Source organism: Nostoc sp. CmiVER01 (genome assembly GCF_034531135.2).
GTDB lineage: Bacteria > Cyanobacteriota > Cyanobacteriia > Cyanobacteriales > Nostocaceae > Nostoc.
In genome coordinates, this window is sequence record NZ_JAVRBU020000013.1 from 79,178 (window position 1) to 92,445 (window position 13,268).

11 protein-coding genes are annotated in these 13,268 nt (G+C 41.9%); 5 read left to right on the forward strand and 6 right to left on the reverse strand.

Features of this window, described 5'->3' with window-relative positions:
• Positions 1–63: 63 nt before the first annotated feature.
• Together RMZ43_RS22720 and RMZ43_RS22725 are read right to left on the reverse strand one after the other, a co-directional pair.
• Positions 64–585: a GNAT family N-acetyltransferase gene (locus RMZ43_RS22720; protein ID WP_322653042.1), complete on the reverse strand. Its 522-nt coding sequence runs from the start codon at positions 583–585 to the stop codon at positions 64–66.
• Positions 575–859 carry a DUF1778 domain-containing protein gene (locus RMZ43_RS22725; protein WP_229496161.1) on the reverse strand — a complete coding sequence of 95 codons (285 nt, stop codon included), beginning with the start codon at positions 857–859 and terminating at the stop codon, positions 575–577. Before RMZ43_RS22725 ends, RMZ43_RS22720 begins: the two co-directional genes overlap by 11 nt.
• A gap of 210 nt (positions 860–1,069) precedes the next feature.
• On the opposite strand from RMZ43_RS22725, the gene RMZ43_RS22730 reads away from it, so the two are divergent.
• On the forward strand, positions 1,070–3,742 hold the full coding sequence (locus RMZ43_RS22730; protein ID WP_322649234.1) for a U32 family peptidase: 2,673 nt from the start codon (positions 1,070–1,072) through the stop codon (positions 3,740–3,742).
• Positions 3,743–3,822: 80 nt separating this feature from the next.
• Here the strand turns inward: RMZ43_RS22730 and RMZ43_RS22735 are convergent, their stop codons facing one another.
• Entirely contained in the window at positions 3,823–4,710 is an 888-nt protein-coding gene (locus RMZ43_RS22735) for a LysR family transcriptional regulator (protein ID WP_322649233.1), read from the reverse strand.
• A 134-nt stretch (positions 4,711–4,844) separates the two neighbouring features.
• Here RMZ43_RS22735 and RMZ43_RS22740 point away from each other — a divergent pair, with 134 nt between their 5' ends.
• Together RMZ43_RS22740 and RMZ43_RS22745 are read left to right on the forward strand one after the other, a co-directional pair.
• The gene (locus RMZ43_RS22740) at positions 4,845–5,621 is read left to right on the forward strand and encodes a methyltransferase domain-containing protein (RefSeq protein ID WP_322649232.1); all 777 of its coding nucleotides are present in this window, start codon (positions 4,845–4,847) and stop codon (positions 5,619–5,621) included.
• Between the two features lie 106 nt (positions 5,622–5,727).
• A complete protein-coding gene (locus RMZ43_RS22745) occupies positions 5,728–6,279 on the forward strand; it encodes a hypothetical protein (protein ID WP_322649231.1) in 552 nt (183 codons plus the stop codon).
• A 92-nt stretch (positions 6,280–6,371) separates the two neighbouring features.
• On the opposite strand, the gene RMZ43_RS22750 is transcribed toward RMZ43_RS22745, so the two are convergent.
• The gene (locus RMZ43_RS22750) at positions 6,372–7,553 is read right to left on the reverse strand and encodes an extracellular solute-binding protein (RefSeq protein ID WP_322653041.1); all 1,182 of its coding nucleotides are present in this window, start codon (positions 7,551–7,553) and stop codon (positions 6,372–6,374) included.
• A 355-nt stretch (positions 7,554–7,908) separates the two neighbouring features.
• On the opposite strand from RMZ43_RS22750, the gene RMZ43_RS22755 reads away from it, so the two are divergent.
• A complete protein-coding gene (locus RMZ43_RS22755; protein ID WP_322649229.1) occupies positions 7,909–8,280 on the forward strand; it encodes a hypothetical protein in 372 nt (123 codons plus the stop codon).
• Positions 8,281–8,813: 533 nt separating this feature from the next.
• Positions 8,814–10,907 carry a di-heme oxidoredictase family protein gene (locus tag RMZ43_RS22760; protein ID WP_322653040.1) on the forward strand — a complete coding sequence of 698 codons (2,094 nt, stop codon included), beginning with the start codon at positions 8,814–8,816 and terminating at the stop codon, positions 10,905–10,907.
• Between the two features lie 223 nt (positions 10,908–11,130).
• On the opposite strand, the gene RMZ43_RS22765 is transcribed toward RMZ43_RS22760, so the two are convergent.
• Positions 11,131–11,721: a PEP-CTERM sorting domain-containing protein gene (locus RMZ43_RS22765; RefSeq protein ID WP_322653039.1), complete on the reverse strand. Its 591-nt coding sequence runs from the start codon at positions 11,719–11,721 to the stop codon at positions 11,131–11,133.
• A 298-nt stretch (positions 11,722–12,019) separates the two neighbouring features.
• Positions 12,020–13,207, reverse strand: coding sequence for a nicotinate mononucleotide-dependent phosphoribosyltransferase CobT (gene cobT / locus RMZ43_RS22770; protein WP_322653038.1), 1,188 nt, complete (start codon positions 13,205–13,207; stop codon positions 12,020–12,022).
• Positions 13,208–13,268: the final 61 nt, after the last annotated feature.

Here is a 13,268-nt window from a genome sequence, read left to right on the forward strand (position 1 = left end):
CCCTAAATTTGATGAAAAGCGATCACCCTCGTTTTTGTCCCTTTTGATATTTCCCTAATTAAATTAACCAAATTCTCTAACTATCGTTGCCATCGGCAGAAATAGTGAGAGTTCATTGTCTTGAAAAGGAATAAACTCATACTTAAGATAAAATTCCTTTGCTTGCAAATCGATAGCATCAACTCTCACGGCGTACATACCAATTTCTTGAGAAGCACGAACAGCACGATAGAGAGTATCAGCTAACAATTCACCTCCCAAACCTTGCCCTTTAATCGAGTTATCTACAGCTAATCTCCCAATTAGCATTGCTGGAATCGGATAAGCAGGCATTCCACGATGATAAGATTCCGGTAACGATTCATACTCAATAACGCTAGCACTGACAGTATAATAGCCATCAATCTTCAAGCTTCCTGATGCCGGAATTGCTACAAATGTTTTAGCAATTCCTTTTTTATGATTTTGGCGTGCATATTTCTTGAGATAATCATTCAAAATTGCATAACCGCAATCAAAAGAATCTCTTTGATGCTTTTTATCAATTGGTACAAAATTCCATCTTGCCTCGCTATCACTTGTCATACTTCTGTCTATATTTGTGAATAGCAGATTTAAGTTTTCCCTTCAGTTCTGGTGGATTTTCCATTACTGACATAAACAAATCTCTATCAAGATTAGACAGTACCAGCCTTTCATTTGCATCTATATCTTGCTTGGCGACTGGCAAAACATGAAAAAGTGTATAAGCACTCAAAGAAATTCCTTTGAGACTCGCAGCCCTTTCTAATAGTTCTTTTTGCTCTTGGGTAACTCGTAAATCGATGCGACAATCTTTTGCAGATGATGTTTCTGACATGGCTAATTTCCACCTTTAGCTGAGTCTCTATTTACAGCATAACTAATATTAGTGGACAATGTACACACAATGTTTGGAAACAGGATTATTTTTTCATCACCTCCAGATGAATTAAAACATTAGCGTGGAGATAGCGATCGCCCCTTCCCCACCATCCCCCAATAACTTCGATAAAATCACTATGGTGCTAGTTAACCTTCCCTAAATCTGATGAAAAGCGATCGTCTCTCTCCACCTTCTTCTCTTCAACGCCCTGAACTACTCGCGCCAGCAGGTAACTGGGAATGTGCTAAAGCTGCTGTAGAAAATGGGGCAGATGCAATTTACTTCGGTTTGGATCGCTTCAACGCCAGAATGCGGGCAGAAAATTTTACTGAGGCAGACTTACCCCAATTAATGACATTTCTGCACCGTCGTGGTGTAAAAGGTTATGTCACTGTCAATACATTAATATTTCCCAAAGAACTAGCAGAAGCACAGCAATATCTCCGCACAATTATTGCCGCAGGTGTGGATGCGGTGATTGTCCAGGATGTGGGTATATGCCGTCTCATCCGTCACCTGTCGCCCGATTTTCCGATCCACGCTTCCACCCAAATGACCATCACTAGTGCGGCTGGGGTGGAATTTGCCAAATCCCTCGGCTGTCAATTGGTGGTGTTGGCGCGTGAATGTTCTCTTCAGGAAATCAATAAAATTCAGCAGCAGATTGCCCTACAAGATACTTCGCTGCCCTTGGAAGTTTTTGTTCACGGTGCTTTGTGCGTGGCATATTCCGGTCAGTGTTTGACTAGCGAAGCTTTAGGCGGACGTTCTGCTAACCGAGGCGAATGTGCCCAAGCTTGTCGGATGCCCTACGATTTAATTGCTGATGGCGAAGTTGTGAATTTAAAAGAACGCAAATATTTACTTAGTCCTCAAGACTTAGCAGGGTTAGATGTTCTGCCAGATTTGGTCAAATCAGGAGTAACTTGTCTCAAGATTGAAGGTCGTTTGAAAGCCCCAGAGTATGTTGCCAATGTCACCCGTGTTTATCGGCAAGCTTTAGATCGGGTGATGGATGAGATCCCCTCTAAACCCCCTTCAAAAGGTGAGAACATAGCCCCCCTTCAAAAGGAGGGTTGGGGGGATCTTCCGCTTAATCAACAATGTGCAACAGATCAAGAACACTACAACCTAGAAATGGCATTTTCTCGCGGACTCTACACGGGTTGGTTTGGTGGGATTAATAATCAAGAACTAGTTCACGCCCGCTTTGGTAAAAAACGTGGGGTTTATTTGGGTGAAGTCAGCCGCATTCACAACGAACAGGTAACAGTCAAACTGGAAGCGCCTGTAAAACCTGGAGATGGAATTGTATTTGACTGCGGTCATCCAGAGGTGAAGGAAGAAGGTGGTCGGGTTTATGCTGTGGTGTCCAAAGGTAAAGAAACCATGCTGACATTTGGGCGAAATGACTTGAACCTGCGCCGAGTGCATATAGGCGATCGCATTTGGAAAACCAGCGATCCAGAACTCGATAAGCAACTACGGCAGAGTTTTGCAGGCGAGAATCCTCAATTTCAGCGTCCGATTGACTTGGAGATTTATGGAGAAGTGGGTCAGGCGTTGATTGCGATCGCCCGCGATCAATTTGGTAACATTGTCCAAGTAGAGTCTGCAATTTCCCTGGTGGAAGCGCACACCAAACCCTTAGATACAGAACGTTTACAAGAACAATTCGGTCGTCTCGGTAACACCCCTTTTCGTTTGGGAACCTTAACCAACCACCTCAGTGGTACTTTTATGCTACCAGTCAGTGAATTGAACCGGATGCGGCGGGAAATCGTAGCACAGTTAGAAGAATTGCGAAGTCAACCCAAACGTTGGCAATTACGTTCTGATATCTCTTTCCATGACCTACTACCCTCCTCATCTCCCTCATCTCTCTCCCTGCAAGAAGCTAAAGCTATATCTCCCTCACTCATCGTCTTAGTACGAAACCTCAAGCAACTCCAAGCTGCCCTGAAAGCTGGTATTGAAACACTGTACTGTGAATTTGAAGACCCCCGCGCCTACCGAGAAGCGGTGCAAATGGTACGCCAACAACAGCAAAAAAATAAAGCAGACAATTCTTCACCCCCAACTCCTTTTTGTACAGACGCGATTCATCGCGTCTCTCCTAACTCCCCACTCCCTACAATTTGGGTTGCACCTCCCCGAATTACCAAACCGGGGGAAAATTGGATTTTGCAACAAGTACGTGCCTGTGAAGCAGATGGCTATTTAATACGCAACTATGACCAATTGCAATTCTTTGGTCAAGACCGTTGTATTGGAGATTTCTCACTCAATGTTGCTAATCCTTTAACAGCAGACTACTTTCAGAAAAACTTTGGTTTAGAAAGGCTGACGGCATCCTACGACCTAAATATTAGCCAACTGCAAGACCTACTCACCAGTTGCCCACCCCAGTGGTTTGAAGTGACAATCCATCAACACATGCCGATGTTTCACATGGAATATTGTGTATTTTGTGCCTTTCTATCGACAGGTACAGACTACACTAACTGTGGACGACCTTGTGAAAAGCAGGAAGTGAAATTGCGCGATCGCGTTGGTAGCGAACATGTCCTCAAAGCCGATGTAGGTTGTCGTAATACTGTATTTAACGGCACTGCCCAAACCGGAGCCGAGTACGTGCAGCGCCTCATAGAACTGGGATTACGTCAGTTTCGCATTGAGTTTGTCAATGAGACACCAGAACAAGTGAGTAAAACAATACATTGCTACAGCCAACTACTGCAAGGCGAGATTACAGGTTCCCAACTCTGGCGCGAGTTGAAACTGCAAAATCAATTGGGCGTAACTCGTGGCCCTATGGGGGTGTCTGCATTGCGATAATAATTATTGCGAGGGAACTCCAAAAAATAAATTATCCAATTTCTGGACTTCACTACGACTTTCCCTCCCCCTGCCTCTATTCACCAATGCTGGGCAGCTTGTTTAACTATTTCCACAAGCCTCAACACGGTTGGGGATGTCTCATTGTTTCGCCAAATCATCGCAATGGCTACTTTTGGAGTAGGTTCTTGTACAGTTTTATAAACTACCCCAATCCGTTGCAAATTTTGCAAAGATGCTGGAACGATCGCCACACCCATCTCGGCTGCTACTAGGCTGACAATGGTTTGCATCTGGATAGCTTCTTGGGCAACCTTGGGACTAAACCCTGCTTGCTGACAAAGACTAATAATTAAGTCGTAAAGTCCTGGTGCTAATATTCTGGGAAATAAAATAAACGGTTCATTGGCAAGGGATGTCAAACATACATTAGATTTACTCGCTAGCCAATGTGCTTCAGGTAGTGCCACCATCAGCGACTCTTGAAAAATTGTTTCGCAGCTAAATCTATTTTCTTCAACAGGTGGACGCAATAATCCTACATCCATTCTACCTTCTCGTAACCACTCTAACTGCTGATCTGTAGTCAGTTCATGCAACTCGATGCTCACACCAGGAACGCAACTACGAAAGGTTCGCAGAATAGTTGGCAAAATATTATACGCCGCAGAGCTAACAAAGCCGACCACCAACTGTCCAATTTCGCCCCTGCTGGTTTTCCGTCCGACTTCGATTGCCTGTTGTAATTGCCTCATAATTAGCTGAACCTCATCCAGAAACACTTGCCCCGCTTCTGTTAGCTGCACATTTCGTTTCGTGCGGTGAAAGAGTTCAAAACCCAATTCCCCTTCTAGCTGGCGAATTTGTTGACTTAGGGGAGGCTGGGCAATGTGTAATCGTTCCGCCGCCCGTCCAAAGTGCAATTCTTCGGCCAAAGTGATAAAGTAGCGCAAGTGTCGTAATTCCATCTGTTACCTAAACTCATATCTTTAAAATATTAGTTAAGGTGAAAATATATATTGGACATAATTAAAAATCTTTTTTATTGTGATGATCAGGCGGTCATCAATCGACAAATCAACACACTGTAATTTCACTACTTATGAATAATCTTTCAATACCTAAAAATTCTTGGGATGCTGCTCTTTACCAAGATAAACACGCCTTTGTCTGGCAGTATGGTGAGGACTTACTAAAATTCCTTAACCCCCAGCCAAGAGAATCCATTTTGGATTTAGGTTGTGGGACTGGACAACTTACAGAAAAAATTGCCCAAGCTGGTGCTGAAGTTATGGGAGTTGATTTTGCACCTGCGATGATCGAAAAGGCAAGACAAAACTATCCCCATATCCGTTTTGATGTTGCTGATGCTAGGAATTTTCAAATAGATAAGCCATTGGATGCTGTGTTTTCCAACGCTGTACTACATTGGGTGAAAGAAGCAGATAGTGCGATCGCTTCCATACATCAATCTTTAAAACCTGGAGGCCGTTTTGTGGCAGAATTTGGTGGTAAGGGAAATGTGCAAGCGATCGCCACAGCTTTAGAAAGCGCCTTAGAAGCAATTAATATCCCCACACAAGCCTTAAATCCGTGGTATTTCCCTAGTATTGGTGAATACGCCACCTTACTAGAACAGCAAGGCTTTGATGTCATTCATGCCATGCTTTTTGCTCGTCCAACTCCTTTAGCAGAAGGAGAAGCAGGTATGGCAAACTGGATTGGGATGTTCGCTTGCACTTTTTTAGCAGGACTTTCTAGTGAGCAACAAATACAAGTAATTCGCGTCGTTGAAGAATATCTTAAGCCAACACTGTATCAGCAAGGAACTTGGATAGCAGACTATCGAAGAATTCGCATCGTTGCCATTAAACTTTAATTAAAATTTGCGAATTTTTACTATTCTCTTAATTACGTTAGCGACTCAGACGCTCCTACGTCGCTAATGCTCCACTATCGAGCGTCATTACGAATTAGTATCAGCTATGCATATACTCAAATTGTGCGTTCGCCCTTGGCGTTGGCGCAGCCATCGCCAAACATCGTTTTTATTATTACTAACCATTAGCCTTACCACTTTACTAGTCCCGCCCTCGCTAGCGCAAACCCCCCCAATCCCATCACCTTCTAATGCCCCTTTGGAACTAGACTTATTAACCAAGCCAAAAGACTATGTAATCACAGCTAACACCATAAATCTAGAACGATTAACCGTTCCTAGTTTATGGTGGGCACAACAAAACTCTGAAAGGAAGCTATTGGATAATTGGATAGCATATCCACCTTCTGGAAAAGAACCTGCAAGAGTAGACTTGATCGTGAATCAGCAAATTTGGAGCTTACTAGACTATGTAGAACGTTACGACTTTGTAAATCGCTTGGGTAGCACTGCACGGAACTTTGGTTACAACGTCCGGGTATTTAATTATCAAAAAGAACCCTTGGCAACTTATACTTGCAACTTTAGTACAAGTCCAGCTTTATGCAGTATCCAAACAACTGTTAAGAACAAGATAGGATTAGAGCGTTCTTTGTAAAAAGAAGGGAGTAGGGAGTGGGGAGTGGAGAGTGGGGATAAGAGAGCAATTAATTATTGACCAATGTCCCATGCCCAAGTCCCAATTCCCAATTAAACCTTTATTTTGGCGAATAAAGACTCGTATTGTTTTATTGCTGACGGGGGTAGGGGAAGCAAAAATTCGCTTTTATCAAAAACTTGGCGTAGGTGTAGCCCGTCGTAGACATCGCTCTCTAACAAACTCCATAATGGTTCTTGGATATCGGAAGCGACTAGATTTGTAGAAATTGGAGAATTACTTTTGGTCAACACCGAAATTTGTTTAGCTGTGCTTGGCTGCCAACAAAAGTCAATCCATTGATCTGATAAAGTACTCTTAGTAGTAATACCTGCCGGACGTACCCACAAGTCTGCCCAGATTGCTGTTCCTGACTGGGGAATAACTGCACCAAGTTGCGGATAACGTCCTAAAATTGGCAGTACATCGCTTGACCAACCAACCGCTAGCCAAGTATCTCCCATAATTAGAGGTTCTAAGTAGTTATTAGAACTGTAGAACTTTACCTGTTGGTTTAATGTCTGTAATTCCTTTTCCAAGCCTGGTAATTGGTCAAGATTCTCTGTATTATAAGATTTTCCTAGCTTCTTTAAGACCAAACCAATAACTTCTCGTGGTTGATTGAGTAGGGAAATGTGCTGCTGCAATCCATCTCGCCACAAATCACTCCAATCTTTCGGCGTCCATCCCAATTTCTGCAACTTGTCACGGTTATAAATAATCACTGTGCTACCCCACCGATAAGGCGCACCCCACACCTTCCCCTGAGTATCCAAGTTACCTTGGTCGTTGCGCGTTACCAGTTGTTTCCACCTTTCATCTAAAGCAGACCACTGCTTTAATTGGTTTCCCTGTACCTCTTGAATTGGTTGAATCAGTTTCTGCTCAATAGCTGCTTTTAACCAGTAATCTCCCAATGTCACTAGGTCTGCATCAGCTGTTTTTTGACCTTGCCTAAAGGGTATAAACCGTCTCCATCCCTGCTCATCAGTGGTTTTTGGTTTCTGCTGCCAATTTTGTAATTGCTGAAATAAACCTTGTATCTGCTCAACTGGAGCAAACTTTAACTGCACCTGTTGCTGCAAACCTTTGTGGAACTGATTAACTACCTGACCAGGTATAGAACCTTTTAATAACTGTACTTTTAGTTGCGTCTGCTTGTTTCCACCGCAGCCAAAAAGCAATTGTGAAAGTGCCAGTGTGCTTGTACCTAGCAAAAACGACCGTCGATCCATTGATTTGGGATTTGAGATTTTTGATTATACCTAATATTAAGCAAAGATTCGCCAGAGGCTGACTAACTGAAAAACTGTAGTTAGAAAATTAACGGTATTTTTATTTGCAATACTGATAAATTTGGCTATTTAAATCAAAATAGCGATTTTTTGGGCAAATAGCTACTTAAAAATAAATTTATCTTCATAATTTTCCTCATTAATACTTATAGTTAAATTTTACTCATAGTTGTAAGTAATGATTTAAATGTTACATTTGCACCAAAAATTATCAATACTTAAATAATCCATAAGTATTGTTAACGTTGAGAGTAAATTGAATAACATAAAGAAAATATACGGATGAGGGTATTAAATGGAGCCATTACAGAAGCAAATCCTGACTTTAAGCGAAAAACTGGATGCGCTCTGCCAAGTGATTGAAAAGCTTGATGGTAAAGTCGCTCAAGCTTTCTCAGAGTGTTCTTTAGCGAATACACAAGCAAACCATAATTATCAGGAAAATAGCGCGGCTGGAAGCTACCAGTTCAAAGGACGTAACAATTTAAATCCAGAAATGGAACACAAGGATGTCTTGACAGATGGTATTTATCTAGACATGCATCGTCAAGGTGGAGATAACATAACACCAGAAATTCAAATACAACGACTTACAGCACAATTAACAGCAGCATACAATCGCATTGCTGCCTTGGAAGAACAATTACTTAGAGAGAGAATTCATTAAATTTAATCTCAGTTCTACTAATTAAAAAAATGGCTAGAGAGAAGGAAGTAAAGCCTTTAAATTTAACTAAATTCTGGGGTTTAGTTGCATAGCAACTAACAAGCGGAAAGTTTTGTGGCTCTTTCTCTCTTAGCTTGACTTTATCCAAAAATTAAGAACTCGGTTTTTTTATCCAGCAAAAAACCTGGTTTTTTGGCAAATACTTTTTCCACTTTATAGATTATCGGTAAAATCTAAAAAATAAACCTACCGTCCCATAAAGATTTCAGGGTCAGTTTGAGCATCGTTAAAGCTAGGCTAGCAAAGCGCCATTTTCTGGCACTCTGAACTTTACGCTAAATCCTCTTACAAAACTTAATTAAGAATTACGAATTACGAATTATTTTAATGTTGAGCGATGGCTTTGTAAGCATATATTAAGTATTAGAAAGTAATCCAGTAATTAAATTGATAAAAAACTTAAACACACTCTTGCATATATATACGTAAGAGTATGATATATCTACGTTATAGCTTTTAGTGAGTACCTCACTATGAAACATAAAAAAAATAACCCTAAGACTGGTGTCTTTAGGATGTTATATGGTGCAAAAACCAAAGTTTTCTTATTAATCTGCGTTTTTATCATTAGTATTTTTGGCATTTTGTTATCAAATTCGTTGATGACAAGCCAGACAGCTTTTGCAAAAATTGACCTTTTACAACCTGCTCCTACTCAACCACTAGGCTATTACGACTATTTTGGTAAACTGCTGAGTCCTCAAGAAGCATCACAACTAGTTGCAAATAAGGGACTCAATCCCAATAACCCCATTTCCTATCAACGGGTGGGGGCAGTTAAAATTACTAAAGAATTAATCACCCAAGGTGAAGATATATTTTTGAACCGGAAGATTGGTGACACAATTGGTTTGCAAGGGGTATTTGGTTTTGGACTTGGCATTGCTAAAATTTTGCCAGAATTACAGACAGCAATAGTTAAGTTACAAGGTCAGCCGACAACGAACTTACAAATTATTCTTGAGAAGGATATAGCGTTAGGCAGTCGAACTTTCCCCAAAGGAACTGTTGTCAATACAGGCTTAAAAATGGAAAAGGGAGGAACTTTTCCCATTGGATTAAAAATCACATCTAAGATTGATATTAGCTGTGCTGCTTGCCATGTATCCCTTTCAAATAAGGGTGAACGTCTTTTGGGAGTACCTAATGGCGAAATTGCTACGCCTCTTCTGGTTGCTTTAGCACCAAATTCAGCCGCAGGGTTTTCACGATTAAAGTTTAATCCTCTAGATCCACAATACAAAGGCAATGGAAAAATTATTTTAGACAGTAAAGGTAAGAAAGTTGAATTACCTGATCCTGAAAAGTTTGAGAAAGCTTTCGATGATGCAGTATTAGATGTGCCTTTTGGTAATTTTGAGAGTTCATCAGATAGTATCAATAACACTACTCAAATTCCCAGTATGTTCACATTTAAGAATCATCCTTATTTCCTTGATGGACAGTTTGCTGTAGGGCCGTTTGCAGGACTCAGCGCTGTCAGCAACGGTGTTCATTCTTCAGAAATCAATCTCTCAGCAGCTGCTCAACTCAGTGCAGAAACTCTTGGTATTGATCCAGAGGTTTATATTGGTACATTTCTGCAAAACGCCGCCAATCCCAGCCTACGTTTACCAGAAGGGCCTCCGGTAAAACCCTCACAGTGGTTGCGGAAGCTTGCACCGAATTCTACACAAGCAGAATTAGAAGACCAAATTCCTGCTCCTGGCACAGGAACTTACCCAAACCTACGTCCCAGTTTGTTTACTTACAACGGTTTGGTTTTCAGTCCAAATACTGGAAAGCCTGGTGATATTGCTAGTGGCACTTTCTTATTTGCTGACAACGCTATGTCTGCTTTCCAAAATAGCTTAGTACCACCTGCTAACCAGACTTCGGAAAACTGGCAAGCGTTAAACAGCAATTCTGTTAAGCGTGGCGCAAAAGTTTTTGAGAAAGCTAATTGTGCAACTTGCCATATTCCACCATTCTTCACAGACAATAAAATTCATCCAATTGATGAAATTCGTACTAACCCCGCTCGTGCCCAATCTCGCTTGGGGCTGAGTAATTTGTTAGTACCACCCAAGCTATATACTTTCAACACTCCTGTTCCTATACCTGCTAAGGCTGAAGTGCTGGATGTACCAACGCAATGGATTTCCGATAGTCCCACAACTCTACCCAAAGGTATTTTGCCCAAAGGCGGTTATAAAACTACTTCCTTGCGTGGTCTTTATTTAAGCGCACCATATTTGCATGATGGTGGTGTAGCAGTACGAGCAAGAAGCGTGAAAGTTGACTCAAATGGAATCACGTTTGTTGACAAGACTGGCTTAGGGCTTTCTGGCACTCTTAGCCAAAGTATACCTGCCGATCCAGCTAGCAGCTTGCGTGCCTTGGTTGATCGCGATCTTCGTGCCTTAGTTGTGAAAGCCAACAAAGCTAACCCTAGTTTAGTACGTAGTAACCTTGATGGCACTGGTCATTATTTCTACGTAGATAGACAGTCTGGGTTTGATTTCAACCAGCAAACAGACCTGATTAATTTCTTGCTAGCACTTGATGACAATCCTGGAAGCTTTTAATTTTAGTTACAGCTAATATTCTATGTTAATACCAAGTCGTCTAGTGATATACCATGAACGCGACTTGGTATTACTGTAAAAGTAGGATAGCAAGCACTTTTTTTTAATGCAATTTAGATTGCAGATGCACTATGAATCTAACAGATAGATGTTGTGCGTTGTGGTGAAAATCCTTGTAGAGACGTAAAATTTTACGTCTCTACATCCAAGTCCATACCCCGATTCAGTAACGCCAGATATTTTTATAGGGCTTCTTCTGGGAAGCTAATGCTTGCTTTCGCTTCATCCACCAGCCAAAACCAAGAGCAAGAAATGAACCACTTACTGTGTAGGGTTCGGGAACAGAACGTGGCACAAAAGTAAAGCTGCCATAATCTACATCGCTTGAAAGCTCTGAATAACCTTCATTGAAACTACTATAGAATACGTTAACGTTTCCATTACCGTCTTCCCCACTTCCAGAAACCAAGTAAGAAAAACCGTTTTGGGTTAACAGGGACGTATTTGCATTTAAAAGATTATCATTGATTCCGTATGTACCTGGTGAGAGCAACCCGATGATTGTCTCAGTAATTCCTTGGGCTTTCCTTGTTCCAGTTATCCCTGTAATTGTGTAATTGTTTTTTATAGGATCTAAATCAGTGGTGGTAAGAGTGCCGCTAGCGGAAATCCCTGTACCATCTGCTTCATAACTGGGAAAAGAGTATTGAAAATCAAATAGCTGTACAGCTTGTGCCGTAGAAAATGTACTGACACCAGTAATACCTATAACAGCACTAGCAGTAGCAATACCAAGCTTTTTTACTAATTTCATTAGATAATTCTCCTGAAAAACAAGATGGTAAACAAAGTTGCATAGTTCAAATTGCTAGAAAGACGCTCTTACGCACGGACACACACATCAGGAGCTTCTGGCTTCCTAAGATCAAAAGTTCGGAAAACACCCAGATGCAATTTGAATAACGATTAGATTATTAACTGTTGATTTGGCTAAGTAAAGCTTTGCGTAAAACTGTAGTGCTTTTAAACGTAGAGAGAGGTATGAGCAAAGGAAACCTCCGCCTATAACTTTGGTGGGGCGCAGAGTCTTGCCGAATTTAATTTGCTATGAATTAATAAAATGCTGTACTTAACCGTTCAAGTTGGGCTTCAATGGCTGCCAAAAGCTGGTGTTGCTGCCAATTTTGGCTAAGATGGGCGGCTATGCAAGCGGCTCCAGCGCCCATACCTTCTTTTACAAAGCCCTGCTCATAAGCTCTGAGTTGGGGATAACGAGAATCAGCAAAGCTTAAATGAGTTGCTAATAGGGGAGGGATTCTTGCACTTTGAATTAAGCTGGCTTTTTCTAAGCTGAGGGCTAAATCAACTGTAGCGCCAGTAGGATCTTCTGCCACCCAGCGAGTTGTGCCTACAACTACTTCTTCTGGTTGCCATGATAAGGCGTAAGATTGAGCGATCGCATTTGTCAGCGCATAAACTGCCAGCATTTGCGTCCCACCAGCAAGCATTACACCACAACTTCGACTAGCAGCGATCGCCATTCCAGCTACCACCACTTGCATCGGATCACCCACAGCAGCGACGAGTTGCAAGGGGTTAACTGCGGAAGATGAGGAGGACAAAGTAAAATTTTCTCCCCCTGCTTCCTGCTCCCTACTACCCCTCATCTTCTCCAGGCCAGCTTGCACTAGCGCCCACTTTTGCGCGTGGTTACAAATAGGGTGGCTACTGTTAACTTTTCCGGCAGCATCTACACCCAAACCAGTTAAGATTGCCAGGGCGGTTGTAGTGCCTCCAACGACGCACTCACCGAGAATCACATACTTATGTTGGTTATTGGCAGCAAGGCGTTCTCCCCAAAGTAGCCCTTGTTTAAACAAGTGGTGTACAGTTGTGATTTCCATAGCAGCACCACTACTTAAACACCGAGCAGCTGTGCCGCCTAAATCAATTACTGGCACAGCCGGGGGCTGAGGTAAACCAGCATTAAACAAATGAACTGGTATCTTTAGCGACTCAAAGACAGCGCGAGAAATCAGCACAGGTGAAGCCCCGGCTGCTAATGGTGGTAGGGGATATTTGGCTTTATGTTCTGGGCCATAGTACAAAAACTCGGCATCGGCACAAGCAGTATATTTCCGATCCTCTGGAGTGTGACCGGCTGCTGAAATCCCTGGAATTAAACCAGTTTCAGTAAATCCTAAAACACAGGCAAATACGGGTAGACAGCCACGATACCGTCGTAGCCATTCTTCACCCTGTTCTTTTTGCGTATAAATACGAATTTGGGAATTGGGCATTGGGTATTAGTTAGAACTTATCATTCAACTAAATGACAAATGACAAATGACAAATGACTAA

What these genes read in the sequence shown, in the direction of transcription:
- RMZ43_RS22720 (WP_322653042.1), bottom strand. Translation starts at nt 585, where the DNA reads ATGACAAGTGATAGCGAGGCAAGATGGAATTTTGTACCAATTGATAAA.
- RMZ43_RS22725 (WP_229496161.1), bottom strand. Translation starts at nt 859, where the DNA reads ATGTCAGAAACATCATCTGCAAAAGATTGTCGCATCGATTTACGAGTT.
- RMZ43_RS22730 (WP_322649234.1), top strand. Translation starts at nt 1,070, where the DNA reads ATGAAAAGCGATCGTCTCTCTCCACCTTCTTCTCTTCAACGCCCTGAA.
- RMZ43_RS22735 (WP_322649233.1), bottom strand. Translation starts at nt 4,710, where the DNA reads ATGGAATTACGACACTTGCGCTACTTTATCACTTTGGCCGAAGAATTG.
- RMZ43_RS22740 (WP_322649232.1), top strand. Translation starts at nt 4,845, where the DNA reads ATGAATAATCTTTCAATACCTAAAAATTCTTGGGATGCTGCTCTTTAC.
- RMZ43_RS22745 (WP_322649231.1), top strand. Translation starts at nt 5,728, where the DNA reads ATGCATATACTCAAATTGTGCGTTCGCCCTTGGCGTTGGCGCAGCCAT.
- RMZ43_RS22750 (WP_322653041.1), bottom strand. Translation starts at nt 7,553, where the DNA reads ATGGATCGACGGTCGTTTTTGCTAGGTACAAGCACACTGGCACTTTCA.
- RMZ43_RS22755 (WP_322649229.1), top strand. Translation starts at nt 7,909, where the DNA reads ATGGAGCCATTACAGAAGCAAATCCTGACTTTAAGCGAAAAACTGGAT.
- RMZ43_RS22760 (WP_322653040.1), top strand. Translation starts at nt 8,814, where the DNA reads ATGAAACATAAAAAAAATAACCCTAAGACTGGTGTCTTTAGGATGTTA.
- RMZ43_RS22765 (WP_322653039.1), bottom strand. Translation starts at nt 11,721, where the DNA reads ATGAAATTAGTAAAAAAGCTTGGTATTGCTACTGCTAGTGCTGTTATA.
- cobT (WP_322653038.1), bottom strand. Translation starts at nt 13,207, where the DNA reads ATGCCCAATTCCCAAATTCGTATTTATACGCAAAAAGAACAGGGTGAA.